At 67.8% G+C, this 21,559-nt stretch carries 21 protein-coding genes; 4 read left to right on the top strand and 17 right to left on the bottom strand.

Annotated elements, in window-relative coordinates:
- Window positions 1-100: 100 nt before the first annotated feature.
- From IPG50_34540 to IPG50_34520, 5 genes are all read right to left on the bottom strand, one after another.
- Entirely contained in the window at window positions 101-1,093 is a 993-nt protein-coding gene (locus IPG50_34540) for a type VI secretion system tube protein Hcp (GenBank protein MBK6697270.1), read from the bottom strand.
- 320 nt (window positions 1,094-1,413) lie between these two features.
- Window positions 1,414-1,995, bottom strand: coding sequence for a hypothetical protein (locus IPG50_34535; protein ID MBK6697269.1), 582 nt, complete (start codon window positions 1,993-1,995; stop codon window positions 1,414-1,416).
- The gene (locus IPG50_34530; protein MBK6697268.1) at window positions 1,985-2,575 is read right to left on the bottom strand and encodes a hypothetical protein; all 591 of its coding nucleotides are present in this window, start codon (window positions 2,573-2,575) and stop codon (window positions 1,985-1,987) included. The genes IPG50_34535 and IPG50_34530 overlap by 11 nt, the downstream gene beginning before the upstream one ends.
- A complete protein-coding gene (locus IPG50_34525; protein MBK6697267.1) occupies window positions 2,572-2,871 on the bottom strand; it encodes a hypothetical protein in 300 nt (99 codons plus the stop codon). The genes IPG50_34530 and IPG50_34525 overlap by 4 nt, the downstream gene beginning before the upstream one ends.
- A 312-nt stretch (window positions 2,872-3,183) precedes the next feature.
- Entirely contained in the window at window positions 3,184-3,666 is a 483-nt protein-coding gene (locus IPG50_34520; protein MBK6697266.1) for a cupin domain-containing protein, read from the bottom strand.
- Between the two features lie 755 nt (window positions 3,667-4,421).
- Here IPG50_34520 and IPG50_34515 point away from each other — a divergent pair.
- Window positions 4,422-5,603 (top strand): ferritin-like domain-containing protein, encoded by a 1,182-nt coding sequence (locus tag IPG50_34515; GenBank protein ID MBK6697265.1) that lies wholly within the window; start codon window positions 4,422-4,424, stop codon window positions 5,601-5,603.
- 96 nt (window positions 5,604-5,699) lie between these two features.
- Here the strand turns inward: IPG50_34515 and IPG50_34510 are convergent, their stop codons facing one another.
- Window positions 5,700-7,487 (bottom strand): hypothetical protein, encoded by a 1,788-nt coding sequence (locus IPG50_34510; protein ID MBK6697264.1) that lies wholly within the window; start codon window positions 7,485-7,487, stop codon window positions 5,700-5,702.
- 279 nt (window positions 7,488-7,766) lie between these two features.
- On the opposite strand from IPG50_34510, the gene IPG50_34505 reads away from it, so the two are divergent.
- From IPG50_34505 to IPG50_34495, 3 genes are all read left to right on the top strand, one after another.
- A complete protein-coding gene (locus IPG50_34505; GenBank protein ID MBK6697263.1) occupies window positions 7,767-8,510 on the top strand; it encodes a DUF4272 domain-containing protein in 744 nt (247 codons plus the stop codon).
- Between the two features lie 136 nt (window positions 8,511-8,646).
- Window positions 8,647-9,825, top strand: a complete 1,179-nt coding sequence (locus tag IPG50_34500) for a hypothetical protein (protein ID MBK6697262.1) — start codon at window positions 8,647-8,649, stop codon at window positions 9,823-9,825.
- 112 nt (window positions 9,826-9,937) lie between these two features.
- Window positions 9,938-12,286: a DUF3160 domain-containing protein gene (locus tag IPG50_34495; protein MBK6697261.1), complete on the top strand. Its 2,349-nt coding sequence runs from the start codon at window positions 9,938-9,940 to the stop codon at window positions 12,284-12,286.
- A 63-nt stretch (window positions 12,287-12,349) separates the two neighbouring features.
- Here IPG50_34495 and IPG50_34490 read toward each other — a convergent pair whose 3' ends face one another.
- From IPG50_34490 to IPG50_34440, 11 genes are all read right to left on the bottom strand, one after another.
- A complete protein-coding gene (locus IPG50_34490) occupies window positions 12,350-12,880 on the bottom strand; it encodes a Uma2 family endonuclease (protein MBK6697260.1) in 531 nt (176 codons plus the stop codon).
- 281 nt (window positions 12,881-13,161) lie between these two features.
- Window positions 13,162-15,039, bottom strand: a complete 1,878-nt coding sequence (locus IPG50_34485; protein ID MBK6697259.1) for a hypothetical protein — start codon at window positions 15,037-15,039, stop codon at window positions 13,162-13,164.
- A gap of 119 nt (window positions 15,040-15,158) precedes the next feature.
- Window positions 15,159-16,019 (bottom strand): PD40 domain-containing protein, encoded by an 861-nt coding sequence (locus IPG50_34480; protein ID MBK6697258.1) that lies wholly within the window; start codon window positions 16,017-16,019, stop codon window positions 15,159-15,161.
- 16 nt (window positions 16,020-16,035) lie between these two features.
- On the bottom strand, window positions 16,036-17,199 hold the full coding sequence (locus tag IPG50_34475) for a hypothetical protein (GenBank protein MBK6697257.1): 1,164 nt from the start codon (window positions 17,197-17,199) through the stop codon (window positions 16,036-16,038).
- Window positions 17,200-17,359: 160 nt separating this feature from the next.
- Window positions 17,360-17,605 (bottom strand): hypothetical protein, encoded by a 246-nt coding sequence (locus IPG50_34470; GenBank protein MBK6697256.1) that lies wholly within the window; start codon window positions 17,603-17,605, stop codon window positions 17,360-17,362.
- A gap of 140 nt (window positions 17,606-17,745) precedes the next feature.
- On the bottom strand, window positions 17,746-18,639 hold the full coding sequence (locus tag IPG50_34465; protein ID MBK6697255.1) for a hypothetical protein: 894 nt from the start codon (window positions 18,637-18,639) through the stop codon (window positions 17,746-17,748).
- Window positions 18,636-19,814: a hypothetical protein gene (locus IPG50_34460; protein ID MBK6697254.1), complete on the bottom strand. Its 1,179-nt coding sequence runs from the start codon at window positions 19,812-19,814 to the stop codon at window positions 18,636-18,638. The genes IPG50_34465 and IPG50_34460 overlap by 4 nt, the downstream gene beginning before the upstream one ends.
- Before the next feature lie 34 nt (window positions 19,815-19,848).
- Window positions 19,849-20,265, bottom strand: a complete 417-nt coding sequence (locus IPG50_34455) for a hypothetical protein (GenBank protein MBK6697253.1) — start codon at window positions 20,263-20,265, stop codon at window positions 19,849-19,851.
- Window position 20,266: 1 nt separating this feature from the next.
- Window positions 20,267-20,695, bottom strand: a complete 429-nt coding sequence (locus IPG50_34450) for a hypothetical protein (GenBank protein MBK6697252.1) — start codon at window positions 20,693-20,695, stop codon at window positions 20,267-20,269.
- A 48-nt stretch (window positions 20,696-20,743) separates the two neighbouring features.
- Entirely contained in the window at window positions 20,744-21,127 is a 384-nt protein-coding gene (locus IPG50_34445) for a hypothetical protein (protein MBK6697251.1), read from the bottom strand.
- A gap of 40 nt (window positions 21,128-21,167) precedes the next feature.
- Entirely contained in the window at window positions 21,168-21,557 is a 390-nt protein-coding gene (locus tag IPG50_34440; protein ID MBK6697250.1) for a hypothetical protein, read from the bottom strand.
- Between the last annotated feature and the right edge of the window lie 2 nt (window positions 21,558-21,559).

Here is a 21,559-nt window from a genome sequence, read left to right as displayed (position 1 = left end):
CCTCCAGTCCGTCACGATGAATGCAGCACGCTCCCGCGCGACGCATCGCGATGACGCGGTCGCCATTCCCATTGGATGAGGTTCGTCGCGCGGCGAAACTTCACCGGGAAGTGTCCCACTGGGCGGTCACCTCCGCGCGCGTCGTCTTGTCGATGAGCGTCGCGCGCTCGTAGACGAACGTCACGGTCTCGCCGCTGGCGGCTCCGCCGACGACGACGGATTCCCCGATGATCGTGGCCTTGCTCAGGACGAAGCTGAAGAGCGTCGTGTCGGGCGCGCCCACGCGGTGCTGGTTGAACGCGAAGGTGACGGGGTCGAGCACCCTGCGCGCGCTGAAGGCGCTCTGCAGCGCGGGCGTCGCGACGCCGTTGGCCTTCACCAGCACGACCGGCTTCGCGGCCGGCTTTCCGTTGCTGAGGCCGGTCTTCGGGTCACACGGGCTCGCCCAGCCGAACGACACGCTGACGGCGCGGGTCTGGCCAGGGTGGTCGGCGCTCTCGCCGGGAACAGTTGGAATCTGCACGTAGGCGTCCTCGACGCGGCTCGGGGGACGAGTCCGCGCCGCCTCCCTCCGGATCGTCGGCGCTTCCCTCGTCACCGTCCGCAGGAAGCGGCGGAGGACGGGCGGCGGCCCGTAGCTCACGGTGGGCGCCGTGAAGTCGACGACGTGCGTCAGCGAGGGCGTGGCGCGCGTGTCGAGCTTCGCGAGCCAGGACGCGAGCTTCACGCCGCTGTACTTCCCGACCATGTAGACCTCTTCGACGCCCGATGCGTTGGGCGTCGTAAACTCGACGGTCGCGCCGATCGTCCGATCCTCCCTGAACGCCGCAAGGAGCGGCTGGAGGTTGGGCCCGAAGTCGTCAATCTCTACGTGGACGGGATTGTAGACGGTCGAGCCGGTCCGGAGCCCGGTCATGGCGTCGACGGGCGCCGTCGCGGACGCGTCGAAGACCGCACCGGGCACACGCGCGCCCACGCTGGAGCCGTCGGTGTTGGTGAACGTGATGAAGAAGCCATCGGCGCGAGCGAGCGACGCGCTCGTCGCCACCACGAGCCCCACCATCGCAGCGATGATCTTGGAGAGCCTAGCCATGGTCAACAACCTCCCAGGAGAGCGGAGTCAAAGGCGAGCAGGCGAGGCCCATGCCACCCGAGCCAATCGAGAGAAGGGCGCTCCCACGTCGGCCGGCCTGGGCGTCGTTACTCGTCGCGTGGCCGATCCGCGCCGCCTCGAGTCCGCGCATTGCGCTGATCAGGAGGTCCGCCCGTGGCGACTTCGCCGTGCCCATCGCGCACACGTTGCGCGCCGCGCAACGGATGCGAAGTAGATGGGGCCACGGTCGCGCGACGGAGAGCGCTGGGTCCACGCCGAGCAGCGCTCGGTCGAGCTCGCCACGCGCGAGCGTCGCGTGCTCAGAAGTGGTAGCCGCCGAAGAGTCGCCCCTGGAGGCCCGGGCCGCGTTCGCCGGCGAAGGTCCAGTCGAGGCTCGCCGCCGCGCCGACGGAGAGGCGATCGCTCAGGCCGAGGCTGCACCCGCCCTCGAAGTAGATCGAGGCCCACTGCGCGTACGCCGGGCCATCGGTGAGGAAGAAGTGGGCCTCGTACCCGAGGCCACCGAAGGGCCGCACGATCGCGTGCTCGCGGAAGACGGCGCGATAGCCGATTCCCATCGGTACGAAGACGAACTCGGGCCCAGGCAAGATGCCCAGGGTCGTGCGAAGGCGGCTCACGGAGCCTGGCGCGCCGAAGCGCCAGAGAAACTCGGCGCGAGGCCCGAAGGATAGACCAACCACGCTGGCCTCGACGCCGAGGAGCGCGGCGAACGGCCGGCGACGCGCGTCCACGGAGCTCGCCGGTCGGTCCTCCGACGGCGACGCTGCAGCCTGGGTGGACTCGAGCGAGGCGTCCTCGGCGGCGCGTGCGGTGCGTGAGGCGATCGACGAAGTGGTGAGCGCCGAGAGCGCGATGACCGCGGAGAGGCTCCTAGTACGCATAGGTCCCCCAGTTGTCGACCACATTGCCAAGGTCGATACCGGACTCCTCGACGCCGATGCCAATGACGAACTTGCCCGACGTCTTCCGCGGCGCCCAGATCCAGATCCGGACGTCGCCGGCAGGGATGACGTAGGCCGTGACGCCGTTGGTCCAGAACACACGCCGCGTGAAGCTCTCGAAGATAGACTCGCGGTACGCCGGTCCCTCCGAGGCGACCACGACGCCCATGCCGTCGGGCAACGCGCGCGGGAGGAGCGCGCGCTGAGCATCCGTCGGCGCGGGGAGACCCGGTCCAACGATCGCGAAGATCGGCCTGTGCTCCGCGAGCTCGTCTCTCCTCGGAACGAGCACTTCGACGGGGAGCGCCACGGGCGTCTTCGGGGTCATCCGGATCTCGAAGACGTCACCGCCGTCCTTGATCTCTCCGTAGAGCGCGTAGCTCACGAGCGGGTCCTCGAGGACGACGGACCTCTGTGCGTCGAAGCCGCTGGGTTGGTGTGCCTGAACGGGCGCGTCGGACGCCACGAGAAACGACCCGATGGCGAAGGCGAGCGGCAATCGACAGCGGGCGCGGCTCATCGGGCCCCCTCCCCGCTCGCGCAGGCGACGCGCGGCTCCTGGGCGCGGAGCACGGGTACCCCGCGACGGCATGCGCTCTCGCAGACGGCGGCTCCCTTCTCGCCACCCCAGCAGGCGCCGCTCGGCAGGAAGCGGTCGACGTTCGTGACGGTACCGCGCACGGTGTCGGCCTCCTTCACGCAGGCGACGAAGGCGCGGCACTCGGGACCCTGCTCGACGTCGCTGCAGCCGGGCAGCAACGCGATGACAAGGCGAGCAAAGAGCAGAATGGACCCAGATCCTTCGAGCAGCTGCATGCGCGGGCATGCTTACTACGACCGCCTTTGCCCCGTAAGGTCGTTCCTCCCGAGGGCAATGCGCCGTCGTCCGCGTCCTTCTGGGGCCCCATCACGGCGAAGTCGCCGGGGACTGGCCGGCCTCCGTGGTCCGACGGGCACGCGCCATCTTCGGCGAGGCTACGAAGGAGCTCATCGCGCTCGAGCCCGGGGGAACGAAGCGGCAGACGCAAGCCGTTCTGAAGGGGATCGTGACGCAGTTCAACGTGCTCTACGACGAGACGGGCTGGATGGAGACGGGTGGGCTGTCTCTCGCGGGAACGGCTTGCGCCGTCAGCGAACCGCCGCACCGAACGCCTCGTCGGCCTGATCGGCCTCCGCGTCCGCCTTCTTCCCATGCACGCGACCGTCGATGTGATTCGCCGGCGCATAGACCGTGTAGATGCGAAGCGGTTCAGCGCCGACGTTGACGACGTTGTGCCGAGCGCCGGGGGTGGCCACCAGGACGTCGCCGGGAGCGAGGGGCTTGTCGGCGTCGTTGACGATGGCTTTGCCTCGACCGCTCGCGATGAAGATGAGCTGCTCGACATTGTCGTGCGCCTCGAGGCCGATGTCTCCCCCAACCGGAATCGTCATGACGACGAGCTGCGAGCGCGCACCGGTGAAGAGCACACGACGGTAGGCGTCGTTCTTGCGCGCCTCCTCGAGCACGTTTGTCTGAAAGGGCCGAGGGGCTTCCCCTCCTCTTGTCCCGCTCGACGTCGCCGGTTGCACCGACCCAGACGCGCTTGCGCCACATCCCGCAAGCACGAACATGAACGAGACAGTGAGCAACATGACCTTCATGGCGAACCTCCTGGGTGCACGACGCGACAGACCATAGCCATGCCCCGAGGCGCCGTCTTCGGGAACGGTGGAATTATCCCTACCCCGTGCTCCAGCGCAGCGCGCTTCAACCGAGGCCGGAAGCTCGTCCGGCTCTTCGAGCGAACGTTTCCAAGATCTCGAAGGTCGCAGCAGTCGCTTCCGATAGCTTTCTACCGGCAGGTTTGAGGCGCATTTGGGGGCGCGCAGATCGCGGTGAGCGCGCCGCCACTTCGCCGACGCTGGTGCCAGCGACGAAGCTGCCACAAGCCGCGTCGGGGACTTCGTCGCAATGACGATCCCACCGTGGCGCAACAGGAAGCGCCGGTAGACCTCCGGAAGCGTTCGGCCAACCTCCCGCTCCGCCTCTGCGACTGCTTCCATCGGCGTTGGCGCACCGGTTGAGGCGGCCCGTGCCGGCGCGGCCTTCGAGATGGACGGCGAGCCGCGCGAATCACGCCAGTCCTGCGCAGACCAAGATGACCCTCTAAGGAGACCGGCGTCGAGCGATGCTCGAAGATCAGCTGGCGTTTCTTGCAGCCCACCCGTCCGCCGGTAGCTCGACCCAACGAGACCTCAACACCGGCGCCGAGCCGTGGCACATGACGGCACGCTGCAACGGCGCTCATCGAGCGCGGAGCGGCGGGCCTGCGGCTGGTCTGCAAGTTGCTTTGCGGCTCGCGCCAACCCCGGAAGGAACGCGCCCCGTGAAGTCAGCCGACCTCGAGATCATCCTTCGCCGCGTCCTCGCGGCCGCTATCGTTGCGCCGCTTGCCGCCGCTGCATGCGGAGGCGCAACAACCGGCGAGTCGGGCGTCGGCCCCAGCGACGGCATTGACGCTGCGACGGGCACGACCGGCACGACCGGCAAGCCAGAAAAGCCCGGCACCGATGCGTCCACCGCGAGGCCCGACGGCGGTCGGAAGGACGCCTCGATGGTCGACGTCGACGTCCCGGAGGAAGAGGAACCCGACGCAAGCATCATCCCCGACGCGGCCGACGCAGCCGTGACGTGCGTCGTCGAGCGTCCTCGTCTGCCGGACGCGGGTTCGTGCATCTACGACGTCATCGTGAACTGCGATCAAGATCCGAGCAGCGACTTCGCGTTCTGCGACACCGTGTGCACCTCCGCCGTCGCGCCCAGCTTCGGCTGCGGGGTGGTGGCGCCGCTCAACGGCGACAGGTACCTCGTCAATTGCTACACGTGCGGCGTCGGTCGCCGCCCCGAAGGTTTCGCGCACGACGGCGCCGCTTGCGGCGAGTCTGCTCTCGGCCAGTACTTCAGCGTCATTGCGGCCCTGGAAGCCGCGAGCGTGTCGGCCTTCGAGCGACTCGAGCGCGAGCTCTCCGTGCATGGCGCCCCCGCGTCGCTGTGCGCACGCGCACGAAGCGCAGCCAACGACGAGGTCCGCCACGCCCGAGTCATGGGCCGCTTCGCGCGCGAGTGGGGCGGCGCCGTGAAGCCGCCGGCCAACGACGTCATGAGCGTCCGGCCGCTCGCGCAAGTCGCGCTCGAAAACGCGGTCGAGGGGTGCGTGCGCGAGACGTTCGGCGCGCTCACGGCGACGATGCAAGCCGAGCGCGCGACCGACGAGCGCGTTCGCGCGGCGATGCGGAGGATCGCAGCCGACGAGACCGAGCACGCGGCCCTCGCGTGGTCGGTCGCGCGCTGGGCCAACGCCGCGCTCGACGCCGCGACGCAAGCGCGCATCGTCGCGGCGATGGAGGACGCGATCCGCGGGCTCGAAGCCGAGCTCGATCTCGACGTCCCGCACGAGGTCCGCCAGACAGCGGGCCTTCCATCAAGGGGCGAGGCGCAGACGATGCTCGCGGGCATGCGCGCGAACCTCTGGAGCCAGTCCGAGGTCGTCGCCCGAGGCGCTGCGTAGGGCGCTCCGAGATCCTGCGCGGCACCACGAAGGGCCACCGCCCTAGACATGCGGGCTGGTCGCTTCCTGCTCACGCGCGCCGCGGCGCGCTGCCGCTCACGGCGCGACGCGGACGTAGCGCCCCAACCAGTACGCGACGCGGAGGTCGCTGCCGGGCATGAAGGCGTTGGGGCTGCCGGCGCCGTTGACCAGGTGCGGATCGGAGCGCCAATAGAAGTTGCTCGGAGGACGGAGGGCCATGGGGATGGCCTTGTTGGCGACGAGAGCGCCGTCGACGGTCTTCACCTTCACCGTCGTGACGCCGTCGGACAGGGTGCAGAGGCCTGACGCACTCTCGGCGGCGTCGCAGTTCTCGACGGTGGACGGCACGAGCGGCGCGGGCCGGAAGGCAACGAGGCTCGAGAGGCCGTTGGCGACGGCAACGGCGTCGAAGGTCTTCTTGACGGGCGCGCCGAGCCATCCGTCGCCGGACGCGGTAGCGGCGATGAAGTCGTAGAGCGACTGCTTCCAGTCGGAGGGCTTCTCGCCGAAGAGAGGGCTGTAGAGCTGCGTGAGGAGCCCGCTCTTGATCTTGCCGCGCGCCGCCCCGTCGCCCACGTAGCGGTGCGCGAGCCAGCCGGTGAGAAAGAGCATGTTGTAGCCCGAGTGGTTCGCTTGATCGCCGCTCAAACCCACGAGGGCGAGGCTCTGGGCGATGGCGTCGGGGAGGCCGCGCGCGCCGACAAGCGTACTCAGGTACGCCTTCGACGAGGCGTCGTCGACGATGCTCACGAGCGCCGCGACCTGACCGAGAGCCATCAACGCGGCCGGACCGTTCGTGAGGGCGTAGACGCGATCGGCGCTCGATTCGTGGAGAAAGCCGTGAAACGTGGGGCGGTCGTCTGCGTCCCAAAGCTCGAGATCTTTTCCGCCTGCGCGCACGATGCGAAGGCCATCGAGCACCGCCTTCATGTCGCCTTGAAGGCGAGCCTTCTTCGCGGCGTCGAAGGTCGGATCATCCTTGATGACCTCCCAGAGCGAGGCGGCGCCCATGGTCCAACCGAAGAGCATGTCGCGGCTGCACGAGTCGATCCAAACGAGGTTGGGGTAGAGGCCCGAGTTGTCGGCGCGCCAGGAGCCGTTGTCCTTCTCCGGCGGCAGCGCCTTGCCCGCCGAGTCGACGAGGGGCGTCACGGGGCTGGCTCCGTCGCCGGGCAAGTCAGCCCGTGCGATCCCACGGGCGATGGAGCCGGGTCTGCCTGTGATCGACACGACCACGTGCAGCGCGTCGAGGCCGAGATCGAGCATCTTGCGAGCGCGGGCCACGGCCGTGCAGTCGCCGCCGCGATCACGAAGGACGCCGTAGCGGAAGGCGTCGGCGGCGAGCTCGGTGCCGGCGTACATGCCCGTGCCCATGCCCCAGGACGTCACGAACGCCATGGGATCGAGGCCTGTGTATTGGAGCAGATCGTCGGTCGGATCGGTGTCCGTGGGCGCCCAGGGCGTGCTGAGGAGCGTTTCGATCTTGGCCCGCTGCGCCGGATCGGAGGTCACCTGGAGCGAGCCGGCGAGGCCCGTAGCTTTGGTGAAGAGCGCGTCGTGGAGTCGGTCGTAGCGTTCGACGGAAGACGCGAGCGTCGCGTCGAAGCCCGCCTGACCTGGGCCCGGTACGAGGCTGCTCCAGCTTCCGTTCGAAGGGCACGGCGGCGTGGCGGCCGCGTCGGCAACGCCGGCGTCGGCGGAGGCGTTCGAAGCCGCGGGCGCCGGTCGCGAGGCGGCGGCGTCGTTGCTCGAGGGTTCCACAGTGGGCGGCGTGCTCGACGACGTTGTGTCTCCGCTCGTCCCGCAAGCGACGAGCAAGGAGAGCGGCAAGAGAAGGTGGAGACTGCGCTTTCGTTGCGTCATCGAGGTCAGCCCGCGGGCGCCGTAGGGCCGCGGCCTCTACCCCATTGCCACAGTTGGGGACGCCGGCACTCGAAATAGATCGGTCAGCGACGGAATCCTTCGGCGCGTCGATGTCGCCGGAGGGAGACACGCCGACCTCGACCTCGACCTCGACCTCGACCCCGACCTCGACCTCGACCTCGACCTCGACCTCGACCTCGACCTCGACCTCGACCTCGACCTCGACCTCGACCTGGAGCTCCCCCGGGAAGAGTCCGTGGCGTCTGCTATGCAGCGTGGATGGCAGCCTCCACGAAGCGCGACGCGGCGCTCAGCGCGAAGACCGTCGTCGATCGGAGCCGCGGGGTCGCGGCGCTGTACGTACGCTCTCGCATCGAGGGCGGCGTGAAGTACTCGAGCGGCGACTCAAAGGGCAGGTGGACCGCCCTCGCGCGGCGCCTCGACGGCTGGACGCGGGAGAACGGATCGGCGCTCTCGCCCAAGGAGAAGAAGCTCCTCGGCAAAGCGCTCGGAACGTGGACGGAGCGCGCCACGATCGACGCCAATTGGCGCTTGGAGGCGCTCGGCGTCTTGCTGTGGGCGGCTTCGCTCAAACGAACGATCGACCGCTGGGACGTCGCGACCAAGTCCGCGATCGTCGCCATGCTCGACACTCCGAGCCCCGCGCCCGTCGTCGACCTCGCGTCCGTCCTCGCCCGGGCGAAGCTTCGTTCCGAGGAGGCTCTGGAGCGCGCGCGCGATACAGCGGAGCTCTGGCACTGGCGCGCCAACACGGCGCAAGCGTGGTCGCGTCGTTCGCCCGCCATCGTCAAGGACGCGGCCGAGGCGGCGCTCGTACGGGGCGACATCAAGCGCGTCGTTGGCGGCGACTTCCCTTGGCGCAAGAAGCCGTTCGCCGAGCTGAACGACGACCAACTGAGCGAGGCGCATTCGATCGCCGTCGAGCGCCACTACGCGCTCGAGTGGCTGACCGACGAGCGGCCGTCACACGCTTCGTGGGATTCGATCAGCACGGACACGTGAGGAGCCTCGCGCTCCATTGGGCCAGCGTGGAGACGCGACGCGCTCTCGGCGGCGTGGATGGTCGAATGTGGGCAACGCTCGACGGCACGACGTGACTTGAATCGCGACGGCGCGCGCGTCGTCCTACTCGCGTCCCGTGCGCTGCCCCCTTCTCCGGTCGATGCTGCACGTGGCGTGGGCCACCTTGCTGGTCGTCACAGTTGCCGACGCCGCCCGTGCGCAGACCAGAACGCCGCCCGCGCCGCAGCCGTACCCGCCGCAGGGTTACACGCCGCCATACCCGTATCCGTACCCCGCGCAGCCTTACCCGCAGCCGTATCCGTATCCGGCCCAGCCCTACCCGCAGCAGTACCCGTACCCCGCGCAGCCCTACGCGCAGCCGACTCCGGCGCAGCCGTATCCGCAGGGCTCGCCGCAGCAGCCCTACCCGGGCCGGCCGGCACCCCAGCCGCCTTACGCACCTCCGACCGGAGCGTCGCCGTCCCCTTCCGCTCCATCCGCCTCTTCACCGTCGGCCTCGCCGTCGCCCTCGGCTTCGGCTTCAGAGCGGTCCGACGGCCCGTTCAAGCTGAGTAACGCCCTCGGCGCGAGCTACGGCGCCGCGGGTGGCATCAGCTTCACGCGCCTCGCCGTCGATCAAGGCGCCGAACACCGAACCTGGGGCGGCGGCATGGCGCTCACTGGCGCGGGCGTTGGGCACGCGTCCACGGTGGGCGCATTTGGCCGTGGCAACTTCCTCTTGGCGGGCGGCGGCGGTGGACTCGAGGGCATGTCGGCGCTCGAGGTCTACGGCACCGTCGGCGCGTCCGCGACGAACTCGTTTCACATCTCGCTGGGCCTCGGCATGGCGGTCCGCGGGGTCCGCAACGACGAGATCGATGCGCTCAAGATCACATTGCCCGCGGCAATGCTCGGCCTGCAGGCGACGTTCAACGGCTTCGGCCTCGCCTTCGGCCCGACCGCCGGCCTCGCGCTCCGTACCGAATACGCGCCCGGCGACGAGCTGCAGGCTCGCCGCTTCGTGTCGCGACCAGGCTTTCAGACGGCCTACGGCGGCTCCGCCATCCTGTCGACGGAGCTGCTCTACGCACACGCAGGTGTGCAGCGCCTCGCCATGACGAGCCCCGTGACGAGCGGTGACGGCGCCGTGTGCCTTCGCATCTTCTTCGTGGCCGCCTGCGCCGTCGGCCAGGTGTGGAACGGCATCGCGACGCAGCCGCTCGTGGGTGCGTCGAAGGAGATCCCTTCGTATTACGTCGGTGGTCTTCTAGGGGTCGGCACGAGCGGCGCGCACGTGCTCGACACGAAGGACTGAGCGAGCGGCTCCGACCCCGAACATTACTGGACGGAGTCCACAGGACCCTAGTCACCTCACCCGAAAATGGGGCCCACGTGCCGCGCCTTTGCTAGGTAGAGCTGTGGACGTCATGCGGAGAGGCGAACCGGGGGACGGCGCGCCGCTCGGCCGACGCTTCGCCTCGACCTCGACCTCGACCTCGACCTCGACCTCGACCTCGACCTCGACCTCGACCTCGACCCCGACCCCGACCCCGACCCCGACCTCGACGAGCTTCTCCACAACGCTCGCCTTGGTGCTGACGCTCACGGGCGTCATCGCCTGCAGTGCCGCCCCCGAGGTGGCCCCGAGGCCGAGGCCGCGACCGCCATTGAAGGTGGCCCAACCGCCGCCCGTTCCCGCCTTCTATTGGGAGCCGCTCGAGGTATCCATCGACCCGGCCATCGAGGCGACCAAGCTTCCGCTCGCGAGCGAAGAGGTCGTGGTGCCGCCGGAGCTTTTGGCCGCCTTCGCCGCGCTCGAGCCGCGCACCGCCGCGCTCTTGCTGGAGCGAGGTTTCGTGATCCTCGATCGACCGAACGCGCCAGCGACGATGGGTGCACTTTACACATCGCTCGCGCAGCGCGGGCAGCGCTCGCTCATCACGCTCGATGCGCTGTCCGAGGTCGTGCACTTGGCGGTCTCCGCGGCCCTCGCCGACGTCGAACGCACCGAGGTCGCGGCGCAGTTGCCCGCGCTCCTCGCGCGAACCGCGGAGAAGCTCGAGGTCCTCACCCGCGGCGCACCGACCGATCGGGCGCGCGCGCTCCACATGGCCCGGGGCATCGTTTGGGTGGCCCTATCGCTCCTGGGAGAGGGCGGCGTGCCGGCCGACCTTGAGCTCGAGGTCAAAGACGAGGTGCGGCGCGTCAAGGAGCGCGTCGAGCCGAGGCGGAGCCCGCTCCTCGGTGGCGCGACGGTCGACTACCAAGCGGCGCGCAGCGATGACCCCTCGCCGGAGGCGGAGCGGCTCGCCGACGCGCTCGTTTGGCTTGAGCGGGCACCGCTCGTGCTCTTCGGCGCGGAAGCAGGTCCGGGCCCCGGCATGAGCACGCAAGCGGCTCGCGACGCGACGCGCGCGGCGTTGCTGCTCGCGCACGTGAAGGACGCGAGGGTCGACGCGGCGAGCGCGGCGGCGTGGACGCGCCTCGAGAACGTCGAGCGGTTCCTCGTGGGCCCAACGGACGACTGGTCGCCGACGGATCTCGCGGCGCTGGCCGCGATGCGGGGGCTCGACGTCGCCCAGCTCGCGCACATCGACGACGTGACGCGTATCGATCGCCTTCGCCGAGCGGCGCAGGAGGCCTTCCGCGCGCGCCTTCACGATGGCGGTGGCACGCTCGAGGCGTTGGCGGTGAAGGCCGACGCGGCGCCCCAAGACTCCCGCAACGCGACGCGCTCGGTGGCTCCGACGGCGCGATTCTTGGGCGCGCGACTCACGCTCGACGGCGTGGTGCAGCAAGCGCTCGTGTACCCGACCGTCGGCGCGTATCGCGGGAGCCTCAGCATCCGGACGGCCCACGGCGGGCGCCGCATCTTGTCGAGGCCGCTCGACTTGGGCGCCGTTCTCGGCAGCGAGGTGGCGCGAGCCGCCCTAAAGACCGACGGCGACGACGACTTCGAGGGCTTCGACCGTGCGCTCCGCAGCCTCGTCGAGCGCCGCCCCGCCGCCAGCGAGGCTTCGCGTCACGCGTCGGTGTACCTGTCGATGCTCGACCTTGTGTCGAGCGTCCTCGCGCCATCGGCGGCCGACGCGGCGCTGCCGGCCGCGGCTCATCGCGAACACGCGGCGCGCGTCCTCGAGCTCACGCTGGCGACGCACGCGACAGCGCGGCGAGACTTCACGGTGCGTGGACGAAGGCTGACGCACGTCTTGGTCGAACCGGCGGCGGAGGCGTGGGGCCCAACGCTCTTGGTGGAGCCCCACCCGGAGGCCATCGGTCGCATGGTGGCGGTCGTGCGCCAGCTCATGCGAGGCCTCGGCGCTTATGGCGTGATGAAGTCAGGCTCACCGACGGGCCGCCTCGTGACGTCGGCCGAGCGGCTCCTGACGCTGGCATTCCAAGCGGCCCTCTTGGCAGCAAACGATCTGCCGCCGAGTGAAGAGGATCAGCGGCGCCTAGCGACCTTCGCCTCGTGGCTTTGGTCGCTCGAGAGCGCGACCGGCGCGGCCGCGCCGCGGGGTCTCGAGGTGCACGTCGATCACGGCTCGGGCCGCGCGCTCGCCGAGGGCACGGGGAAGATCGGCGAGCTCTGGATGTTCGTGCGCGACCCGGCGTCGAAGAAGCTGACGCTCGTCGTCGGCGCCGCCACGACGCACCACGAGGTGGTGCGCAGCAAAGCCGATCGGCTGCGCGAACTCGCGTGGCGAGAGGCGGTGAACAAGGGCGAGCTCCCGCGCGCCACGTGGACGACGGGCTACCGCTTCGCGACGCCGTAGGGTGCGAGCGGTCAAAGGACAGATGGCCCAGTCGCCGTCGATCGAGTCCGCGCGCTCTGACCTCTACTTCGGTGCGCTTCCCTTGTTTGGCCAAACGAAGGCCGGCGGAATGCCGAGCGCCTCGAAGGGCTCGGCCACCAGCGCCTCATCGCCACCAAAGGTGCCGACGAGGGTGTAGTTCGTCGCGCCAAGTCGAAAGACCTCGACGGTCTTCTCGCGGGGATCGCAGAGCCACACGTGCGGCACGCGCTCGCGTGCGTAGATCGGCATCTTCTTCATCCGGTCGATGCGCAGCGTTCCGGGAGAAAGGATCTCGCAGACCCAGTCAGGAACAACCGTGATGAAGGGATCGTCGTTCTCGCCGTCGTCGGCGAGGCGGCCGTCGCGCCAGCCTCCCAGATCGGGCACGAGGATGTCCGGCTCCGGGCCCAGGTGCAGCTCCGGCTCACGGATGATGGTCCAGCCCCCGGGACCGTTCACGCCCGCGTCAAACGCCGTGAAGAGGAATGCGCCGAGACCGGACGCGGTACGAATGTGACGCCGCTTCGGCCGCGGCATCAGGTGAAGCTCGCCGTCGAGGACCTCGGCGACCATATTCTCCGGAGCGTTCAGAACGTCCTGGTAGGTGGCACGGGGCTTCGGCGGCGATTCGGACATGGTGACGGGATTGTAGTGTCCGGCGAGCGGCGTCGCGACCGGCAAACTCGACGACGCGGGCGCCTACCTGCCTCGCTGCGCCAACGCCCTCGCCGAGGGCGCCGGCAAGATCGGCGAACTGTGGATGTTCGTGCGCGACCCTGCTCCGAAGGAGCTGTCGCTCGTGGTCGGCGCCGCGACGAAGCACCACGAGGTCAACTCCACCAGCACCCACGCATCTACCGTATGCCCAGTTCGAAGACGCGGAACACCTCGTTCTCTGCGAGCGGTGTTGCGCCCGATAGCCAAGGCACGGGCTTGTCGCGGCTCTCGATCAGGTGGGTGACTCCATGCTTCGCTGCAAGCCCGCGACCCACCACTGGGTCCGCGGTCGAGAACAAGAGCCGCTGCGCATCCACGCGCTCGGCAAAACCCTTGTATGCCGTTACCCATCGACCGCGGCGCAGGAGGAGAAACTGGTGGCCGAAGAACGCAGCCCAGTGCGGGTTCTCGTCGTTCCAATTGAGGTGCTCGGCAGCGACGATCGTGGCGGCGACTGGAACCTTCGCGAGCAGGGGCGCCACCCTGTCGTCGTCACGTTCTTCGGGGCGCGGGTTCAAGTAGCTCAGCGGCGTGCATCGCCAAACGTTCACGGTGGCGTAGAACCCGAGCGCCACGACCGAGACCGTTGCAGTAAGCGCGCGCAGTCGCCGTGCGACCGGGTAGCGGAGGGACATCGTGAGCGCGGTGGCCACGAGCGCGATGGCGAGCAGGATCCGGCCGTGCATCTCGAACTGCCACATGTCACGGAGGATCCAATGAAGCGAGTGGGGATCCATCGGCGGGACGAAATGCGGTTCCACGAACGAGCTTAGAAGGAGACCGCCCACGTAGGCGAAGGTGCCCCCAGCCACGGCCTGAAATGACCGCTCACCTGCGCGCCCCAAAAACCGCGTCACCGCCAGGGTCGCCGCCGCGACGACGAGCCATGGAGACTGCCGTGCGAGTTCACTCATGATCCATTCAAGCTGCAGCCGCTCGCCGAACGGTCGAAGCACCGCTTTCTGGTCGATGCGGATGAGCCCCTCGTAAAAGGGCCGCGTTGCCACGAGCGCGACGGCCAACGTGACCGCCGAGTGCCAGCGGCGCTCCGTTGACCGCCAAAGCCGCAAGAGAGCGATCCAGCCACCTAGGATGGCTAGATGCACGTACTCCACCTCCTTCGTGACCATCAGAAACATCGCGCCGGCCGCGACCACGGGCACCTGGGCCCAACGGCGTTGACGGCGAAGCTCCAAGAGGAGCCAAAGCAGCACCGGGAAAGCGACCACACTGGGGAAGTTCTTTGAAAAGTACTCGAGCAGCGAGACGCCAACCAACGCGGGCGCGAGCCACGCCCTTCGTGGGAAGCGGAGCAAGAGCCTTGCGTGCGCGACGACCAAGCTCACCAAGGCGGCCGAGCAACAGCACATCGCCACGAAGTAGGCGCATTGCATGCTGACGCCCGTCATGGCGCGGATGGCGCATACGACGAGGCCCGCCCCGAAGTGATAGTTCAGGACCTGCCCCGAGTAGAGCAACTCGGCGGGCGGACAGGAGCGTTCCAAACCGTAGGCGACGTTCAGCCAGAGCGGCGTATCGATCCACGCGAATGCCTGGGGATGCGCGCGCGTGAGCACGAGGCGGTCGGCGTAGTAGACCGCGCGGACAATGAGCGCCGTGATTGCCAGAGTCCCCACTACGGAGGCCGCGGGGACGGTCCGCGAGCGGAGGGCGCGCGCAAGGCGCCACGGGCGCTGAGTGGCAAGCGATAGACCCGCGGCGGTCCAACCAAGAATCGCAAAGCGCCCCGACCATCCAAAGTGCGACAACAGCCCGAAGGTCAAGGCGAGGACGACCATCCCGGCCACGAACGCCTCCGCCCATCGGGGTGACGTGCAGGGCCGGCCACGCGCGGCCATCAATGCCGCTCGCCCCGTGACCACCGCAGCGAAGACGAAAGCTAGCCCTCGGGCGGGCGACGCAACGTGGTGCCTGACGAGCCACGCGGCTTCGGTGAGGCCCGCGAGGAGGAGGACTGCGACGGCAACGAAGGTAAGCGGGATGCGAGTCTTCACGATTCACCAGGTCACAAGCTGCGCGGGGTGCACGAAGGCATGAGCGATGCGGCGCGTCGCCCGCCGCTTGCGCGCTGCGGAGTGAGACTGGGACAGGAGGACGGCGCTGTTCGCATCGCTCAACGCCCGCGCTGCGCGACCACCACTGTTGTGCCCGTCGTCACGAGGTAGATGCGGCATCCATTGGCCGATGTCCACGTAGGGCTGCCCGTGATTTCTTCAACGGCTCGAGGCTGGTCGAATGCCTCGGTCACCGCTCGGCGACTCGCGTAGGCGAGACTCGTCCAACGGTTGGAGGAGAATATCTGCAACTCATCGGGACTCACGATGGGTCCAGTGCCATCGTGAAGGACCTCGACGGCATCACCGGTCCAGTTGGTCCCATCCCACTCCCGCCGCACAATGGCGCTCGTCCCGTCCTTGGCGGGCGGCAGGTTGTAGTAGATCGAGCGCCCGTCGGCGGAGAAGAACGGCCTACTTGCGTCCGGCACCAGCGGAAGCGCCACAGGTGCGCTGTTGAACGGCGCATCCTTGGATGCTCGGCGCAGCAAGTAGTACCGGCTAGGGCCGGCGTTGGCGGGATACCTCGCAAAGTACAGCGTCAAGCCATCCGGAGACAGCTGGGGGTTCCTCGCCCACCAGTCAACCCGCACGCCCGTGAGCCGCTCGGGCGTTGACCACTCGGCTCCCCGATGCGAGCGACGCGCCGTGTACAGCGACGCGGTGTACCTAACGCCCGGGTCGTTGTTGACCTTGTCGTAGTAGATCTCGAGTTCGTCCGTCGACAGCGCGGCTCCGTGCTCGCCCCACGACCGTTCGGTGCCGATTTCGCGCAAGCCAAGGACAACCTCCGGCGAGCCGAAGGGAGCATTGTAGTCACACTCGCCATCGGGCGAGAGGCGCGGCACCACTGCACCGTTGCATTGCGCGACGGCCGAAAGAAGGGCTGCAGGAACGAACGCGCGTGGAAGCCGTCTCATGCGAGGTGCCCAGGCGCTAACGAACTTGGCCGTCGAGGATCACGCCGTTCGCATCGACGGGCAGCGGTCCCCGTTGCGTAACGCCACCGCCCCCTCGGACCGAATCCGCGGACGAGTGGTACAACGTGCAGTGACTGCCTGGCTCAACGTCTAGAACGCGGTCTGAGCCCGCCGTACCCGGCGCGACAAGACTGCTGCCCTCGACAATCGCGTGGGCTCCCCCCTCCACGCGAAGCGCGGCGCCGTTCGTGAACCCAGTCTTTCGCGGGTGGTCGCGGTCCGATGCAACGCGCGCAAGACTGTTCCGAATGGACACCTCCAGGCAGTCGCGCACGCGAAGGCAACCGCCGTCGAAGGGCGCATAGCGGTCGGGCTCGGACGCCCCCGCGCCAAAGCCGAACCCACCGGGCGTTTGGCCCCCGCCGAAGCCGAAGGCTGGGACGGGCCGCGGAGCGACGCCGGGGGTCAGAAACAGGCTGTCGAAGAAGCACTGAATGAAATGCGTGTCTGCGTTGCTCAGCTGCTCTTCATCAGGCAACCCTGGGCGCTTGACGACATGCTTCACGCCCGTGATCTCAACTGCGTACCCACTCGTGAAGTTGTAGCTCACCCCAACGTTGGTCATCAGCACCGTGCTGAAGTTGCCCTCGAGCAGGATGGCCTTGCACGGATTCAGCTCCCCGCGCGGGTCGTCGACCGACGTCCGCTCGGGATGCACGGCAGGCCAGATGTTGACGTTCTGGACCCCGAGGTTGCTGACATCGCTCTTGTTGGGCAACCCTGTCGGCCCGACCACGCTTGGGTACGTGCTCCTGTTCCAGATGCCGTAGTCGCCGTCGACCGAGTCCGCACGCAGCAAGACGCCGATGTTTTGCAGTGACGTGTGGTGGTTCATGTAGACGGTCGCTCGGCGACCCCGAAAGCTCCTCTCCCGCGACGAATCAGGCGGAGCCTGGACGATGACCGTATCGGGCGCGAGGCCCGTGACGGTCACGAACGGCTTCATGTGGATCTCCTCCTGGTAGTAGCCCGGCGTGACGAGGATGACCCATCGGTCCGTGAAGTTGTGCTTTTCGACGTTGTCGACGAGAGGAATCACGTCCATGGCCTGCTGGATGCTCGGAAAGCTAGGCGCGATCCCTCCGTAGAGCGGCGAGACCTCGGGTCCAACCACGAGCATGCGTCGCAGGCGAAGAAGCTCTGCAACGTGCCGGTCCGCGGTTTGTCGGTTTGCATTGGCGGCCCAAGCTGGCACCGCCCGCGGAAAAATCCCAGGCTTCGGGCGCGTGATTAGGCGCGACATCGATCGGCCCCCATCGCGACGGCGTCCGACATCATTCTCACTTCGCGCTCCCCTCGTTGGCCGCGACCGCAATGCGGAACGTCACGTCTGACGCGCGGGGCGAGCTCAGCTCGTCCTGAACCAAGCGCCAAGCCATTCCCAGCGGTAGGCCCGCTGTACCCGAGCTCGCCGCGGCGACGTCGCGTTCGACGTTCGCGGCATTCTGCGCGGCGGTCAGCTCGGCCTCGTCGACCCCGAAGCCATTCGCGTTCGCGCCATCGTTGTCCGGTCGTTGTCGTTTCATCGTGGTCTCCTTGGTCTTTCTTGTTGTTTCGAAGCCCTGTAGGCGAATCGGGATGAACAGCAGCGAGCCTGACTCCGAGGCCTCGAGTTCGGCTCGGCCGGACGGGGGGGTCGAGCTTGGCATGGCGAAGGCGCTCAACGTCACTTCGGCCGCTCGGAGTACCAAATTGCCGCGACCACGACCGGAGGCGGCCCAGCCGAATAGTAGACGGCGTGGTACGCGTAGAGCCGACATCCGTTGGGCGAGAGCCAAGATGGCTGCTCAGACCGCCACGCATCAACGAACGTCGGAGCGGCAAACGCCTCGACGGAGCTTGATCGCGTGGACAGCCCAACCGCACCGGGTGCGACGCTGTCAGGCGCCGAACCCTTTCCGTAGGGATGGACGAGGGTCTTGCCATCCTCACTAAGCGCACCAAGCAGGCCTGCCGCGACACGTGAAGGTGCACCCCATTCCCCATTGGGTGCGCGCACTCGGCCGGTAAGGCCCCTCTCGAGCCCCGGGCCGAGATCAGGATAAAGGACGCTCGACTCGTCAGCCGAAACGGCCGCGTTCGGTCCGTACGGCAACTCCAGGGTGTCCGACTCGAGACGAAACTCCGCCGAGCCGCTCGTCCGCGTAGCGCGTCGAAGCCGATACGCCCGCTCGGAGCCCGCTCCGGGCATCGTTTCCCCGAGGTAGAGGTGCAGGCCGTCCGCGCTGATGCCCGCCGGAGGTCCCCACACGTTGCCCAGGCCGTTCACCCGCTTCGCATCGGCGAAGGGCTCACTCCGGGAGACACGCTCCGCCACGTAGATCGCCGAGGCTTTCCCCGGGCCTCCGGACGCGCTGAAGTAGATTGTCAATTCGTCGCGCGTCAGGCGCGCATACCCGGGTGAGTATCGCTTCAACTCTTCGAGTTCGCGGACTTGTTGGAAGGGCTTCGCTAGATCGCACTCGCCGTCTGGGGAGAGCGTTGACCCGGGCTCAAGTGCGCCGCCGCAGGCCATTGGCGCGGCGACCGCCGCAAGCGCGAACCATCGCCCCGCGCTCACGGACCGTATCCGAAGGGCCGACTCGGGCTCGGCCAGCCAAAACCCGACGGCACTGGCGCGAGAGCGGGCGGGCGGGGCCACGCGGGCCATCGCACGTTGTTCTCCCCCAGAACCGAATCGGTAGACGATGCGCGAAAGAAGCAAACGCTCTCGTCGTCCACATCGAGCAAGCGATACGAGTTGGTCCCTGGCGCCTCAAGGTGCGAGCTCTCGAGCCAGAGGTGACCGTTGGCACGGACTTTCACGCACGCTCCCGGAGCAGGTTCGGTTTGGTGAGCTTTGCGCCACGCGGGCGAAGGAGTCGTGCGCACGAGCGAATTGCGGAGGTGCACATCGATGCAGTTGTCGACCAGGAACGCGCCGTCCGAAAAGCTATCGATGAACAGTGCGTCGAAGAAACAGTTGGTGAAGTGGCAGTCCTTAGCGGTGGCCTTCGCGGCGTCCGAGCCCCCGCCGCGGAGTTCCACGTCGTAGCCACTCGTCTCCCAGTACGAGCTGCCGAAGTTCGTGAACAGCGCGGTGTGCCAGTCCCCCTCCATCAGCAACGTCTTACCGAGGGTGCTGGTCTCCGCCGCGCCTGGAGCCACGGGGTACGGCCACACCCAGACGTCGGTGATGCCAATCCCGGATGGCGCGATCGCACGGCGATTCGTGTCCACCCCCTCCATCCGATCGCCGATGTCGTAGCAGTCGCGATTCCAAAAGACGTAGTCCGTGCTCGTCATCCCCAACTTGCCGAAGACGAGGTTCTGCACCGAATTGTTGTGGTTCAGATAGACCACGGCCCGCCGGCCGCCGGGACCTTCCGGCGACACCCAGTTCGCCGGCGGAAAGATCACGGCGGACTGGCCGATCCCAACGAGAATGACGTTGGGCTTCATCTTGATTTCTTCGTGGTAGACGCCGGGCAGGACGAGGATGGTCCAGGTGTCTTGGGGTGCCGCGAGGATGACCTCGCCAGCGTTCGTCTTCCCCGGCAGCGGGATGAACGCCATGGCCTCGCCGATCGTTCGAAAGTCGGGTGAGATCGAAGGATAGAGGGGCGATGGTGCGGGACCGACCACGAGCGTGCGCGATGTGCCGTAGACATGCGAAGCGATCTCGCCCGCCTTCTTGCGGGTAGCAAAAAGGTCAGTGAAACGGCCCGCGTTGACCTTCTGGATCAGGCGCGCCATCTAGCCCCCGTTGCGACGGCGCCGGACGACATTCTCACTTTCCCCCCACCCGGTTGCCCGCGATGGCGATGCGGAACGTCACATCGGAGACCCCAGACGACCCCACCGCCGTCGCGACGAGCTTCCACCGGAGCCAACGCGCCAACGGCACCGTGTTGCCAAGCACGAGCTTCTGCACATCGGGGCTCGTGGCCAAGAGCGGCGGCGTTGCCGTGAACGTCGGGCTCGCCACGCTCGCGCGAAACATCGAGTCGTCGCGCGTGGGCGAGGTCTCGTAGTCAAACCGCAACGAGGTGTGCCCCGTTGCGATGGTGCACTCGCGAAGCTCGAGCCACGCGGTCGCGTCTTGGTAGTCCTGGAGGTCGAGCCAGTTCGCCTCGCTCTGGATCACGCTCTGAATCGAGAACTGCATGCGAATCGTCGTCCAGTCCTGAAGCAGGAAGCCTTGCATGTTACCTCCCTCCAATCATGTTCGCCGCGACGGCGATGCGAAATGTCACGTCGGACGCTCCCACGGTGCCGACGCCACCGGCGGCGATGGCGAGCTTCCAGCGAAGCCACCGCGCCAGCGGCACGGTGCTGCTCACAAGAATCTTCTGCACGTCCGGCGTGCTGCCGGCCGCAAACGGCCCGGTGAACGCCGCGCTCGACACCCCCACGCGGAACATCGACTCGTCCCGCGTGGGGGACGTTTCGTAGTCGAACTTGAGCTGCGTCGGCGGCGACGTCCCCGTAGCGAACGAGGCCTCGCGCACTTCAAGCCACATGATCGCGTCTTGGTAGCCCTGAAGATCGAGCCAGTTGGCCTCCGTTTGGATCACGTTGGATAGGCCGAACTGCATCCGAATCGTGGTCCAGTCCTGCAACAAGAATCCGTGCATTGTCTCTCCTCCCGCGCGCCTCGCGCTGTTCGTTGCCGCCCCAATCCTTCAAATCGCCGACATCGTGATCCGAAACGTTGCGCTCCACGTGGTGCTGTCGGTCGACTCGAGCACCCAGCGCACCCAGTTGCCGACGGGCGGCCCGTAGACCGAGTGCGCGAGCGCCGGCATGACCGTCGACGTGCCGATGGTCGCCAGGTTCACCGCCGTGGGCGCCTGCAGCGGCAGGAATAGCGCCTCGTCTTCCGACGGCGCCGTCTCCATGCGCAGGTAGAGGTTCGTGCCGCTCACGATGATCTTGCCGACCTCGATCAGAAACTGCGCATCTTGGATCTCGTCCGCGGGGACCCACACAGCCTCGCTCTGCACGATCTCGGTCGGCCCCGCGGAGCGCTGCAGCGTCGTCCAATCTTGAATGACCTTCGACCACACGTTGTCCTCGTCTTTCGCTCGTTCTTCGCCAGCTAAGGGCTCAGCGGGCGTAGGCCATGACCGTGATGCGGAACGCGAGGTCCCAAACCCCGGTCCCGAGATCTTGCGAAAGCCGCCACCTGACCCAGCGCGAAACGGGTGGCGCGGCGTCGTCGTAGAGGGCCACACGTGTCACCTCGGCCACGGAACTCGCATCGGTAATTTGGAGCTCTTTGAGCGCCCGAAATCCGCGTGCGTCGCGCAGCGGGCTCGTCTCATAGTTCATGAACAGGTTTCCCGCCGTGCTGCCGCGCGAGACCTCGAGAAAGAACGTCACGTCACTCGCAAAGCCCAGGTCAAGCCAGCCACCCGCCGCCTGAGTGACGTCCTTGATGCCACGGTCGGTGTCGGCGCCAACCGTCACCCAGTCTTGAAGGAGAAAGCTCTGCATGC

The sequence above is a fragment of the Myxococcales bacterium genome, from assembly GCA_016703425.1.
In the GTDB taxonomy this organism is placed as follows: Bacteria; Myxococcota_A; Polyangia; order Polyangiales; family Polyangiaceae; genus JADJCA01.
Note: the sequence above shows the minus strand (reverse complement) of the source record. Positions and strands in the feature narration are given on the sequence as shown.

Bases quoted from the DNA above. Each gene is read 5' to 3' on its own strand.
- IPG50_34540 (MBK6697270.1), bottom strand. From the start codon at position 1,093: ATGGCTAGGCTCTCCAAGATCATCGCTGCGATGGTGGGGCTCGTGGTG.
- IPG50_34535 (MBK6697269.1), bottom strand. From the start codon at position 1,995: ATGCGTACTAGGAGCCTCTCCGCGGTCATCGCGCTCTCGGCGCTCACC.
- IPG50_34530 (MBK6697268.1), bottom strand. From the start codon at position 2,575: ATGAGCCGCGCCCGCTGTCGATTGCCGCTCGCCTTCGCCATCGGGTCG.
- IPG50_34525 (MBK6697267.1), bottom strand. From the start codon at position 2,871: ATGCAGCTGCTCGAAGGATCTGGGTCCATTCTGCTCTTTGCTCGCCTT.
- IPG50_34520 (MBK6697266.1), bottom strand. From the start codon at position 3,666: ATGTTCGTGCTTGCGGGATGTGGCGCAAGCGCGTCTGGGTCGGTGCAA.
- IPG50_34510 (MBK6697264.1), bottom strand. From the start codon at position 7,487: ATGACGCAACGAAAGCGCAGTCTCCACCTTCTCTTGCCGCTCTCCTTG.
- IPG50_34505 (MBK6697263.1), top strand. From the start codon at position 7,767: ATGGCAGCCTCCACGAAGCGCGACGCGGCGCTCAGCGCGAAGACCGTC.
- IPG50_34495 (MBK6697261.1), top strand. From the start codon at position 9,938: ATGCGGAGAGGCGAACCGGGGGACGGCGCGCCGCTCGGCCGACGCTTC.
- IPG50_34490 (MBK6697260.1), bottom strand. From the start codon at position 12,880: ATGGTCGCCGAGGTCCTCGACGGCGAGCTTCACCTGATGCCGCGGCCG.
- IPG50_34480 (MBK6697258.1), bottom strand. From the start codon at position 16,019: ATGAGACGGCTTCCACGCGCGTTCGTTCCTGCAGCCCTTCTTTCGGCC.
- IPG50_34475 (MBK6697257.1), bottom strand. From the start codon at position 17,199: ATGCTCGTGGTTGGACCCGAGGTCTCGCCGCTCTACGGAGGGATCGCG.
- IPG50_34470 (MBK6697256.1), bottom strand. From the start codon at position 17,605: ATGAAACGACAACGACCGGACAACGATGGCGCGAACGCGAATGGCTTC.
- IPG50_34460 (MBK6697254.1), bottom strand. From the start codon at position 19,814: ATGGCGCGCCTGATCCAGAAGGTCAACGCGGGCCGTTTCACTGACCTT.
- IPG50_34455 (MBK6697253.1), bottom strand. From the start codon at position 20,265: ATGCAAGGCTTCCTGCTTCAGGACTGGACGACGATTCGCATGCAGTTC.
- IPG50_34450 (MBK6697252.1), bottom strand. From the start codon at position 20,695: ATGCACGGATTCTTGTTGCAGGACTGGACCACGATTCGGATGCAGTTC.
- IPG50_34440 (MBK6697250.1), bottom strand. From the start codon at position 21,557: ATGCAGAGCTTTCTCCTTCAAGACTGGGTGACGGTTGGCGCCGACACC.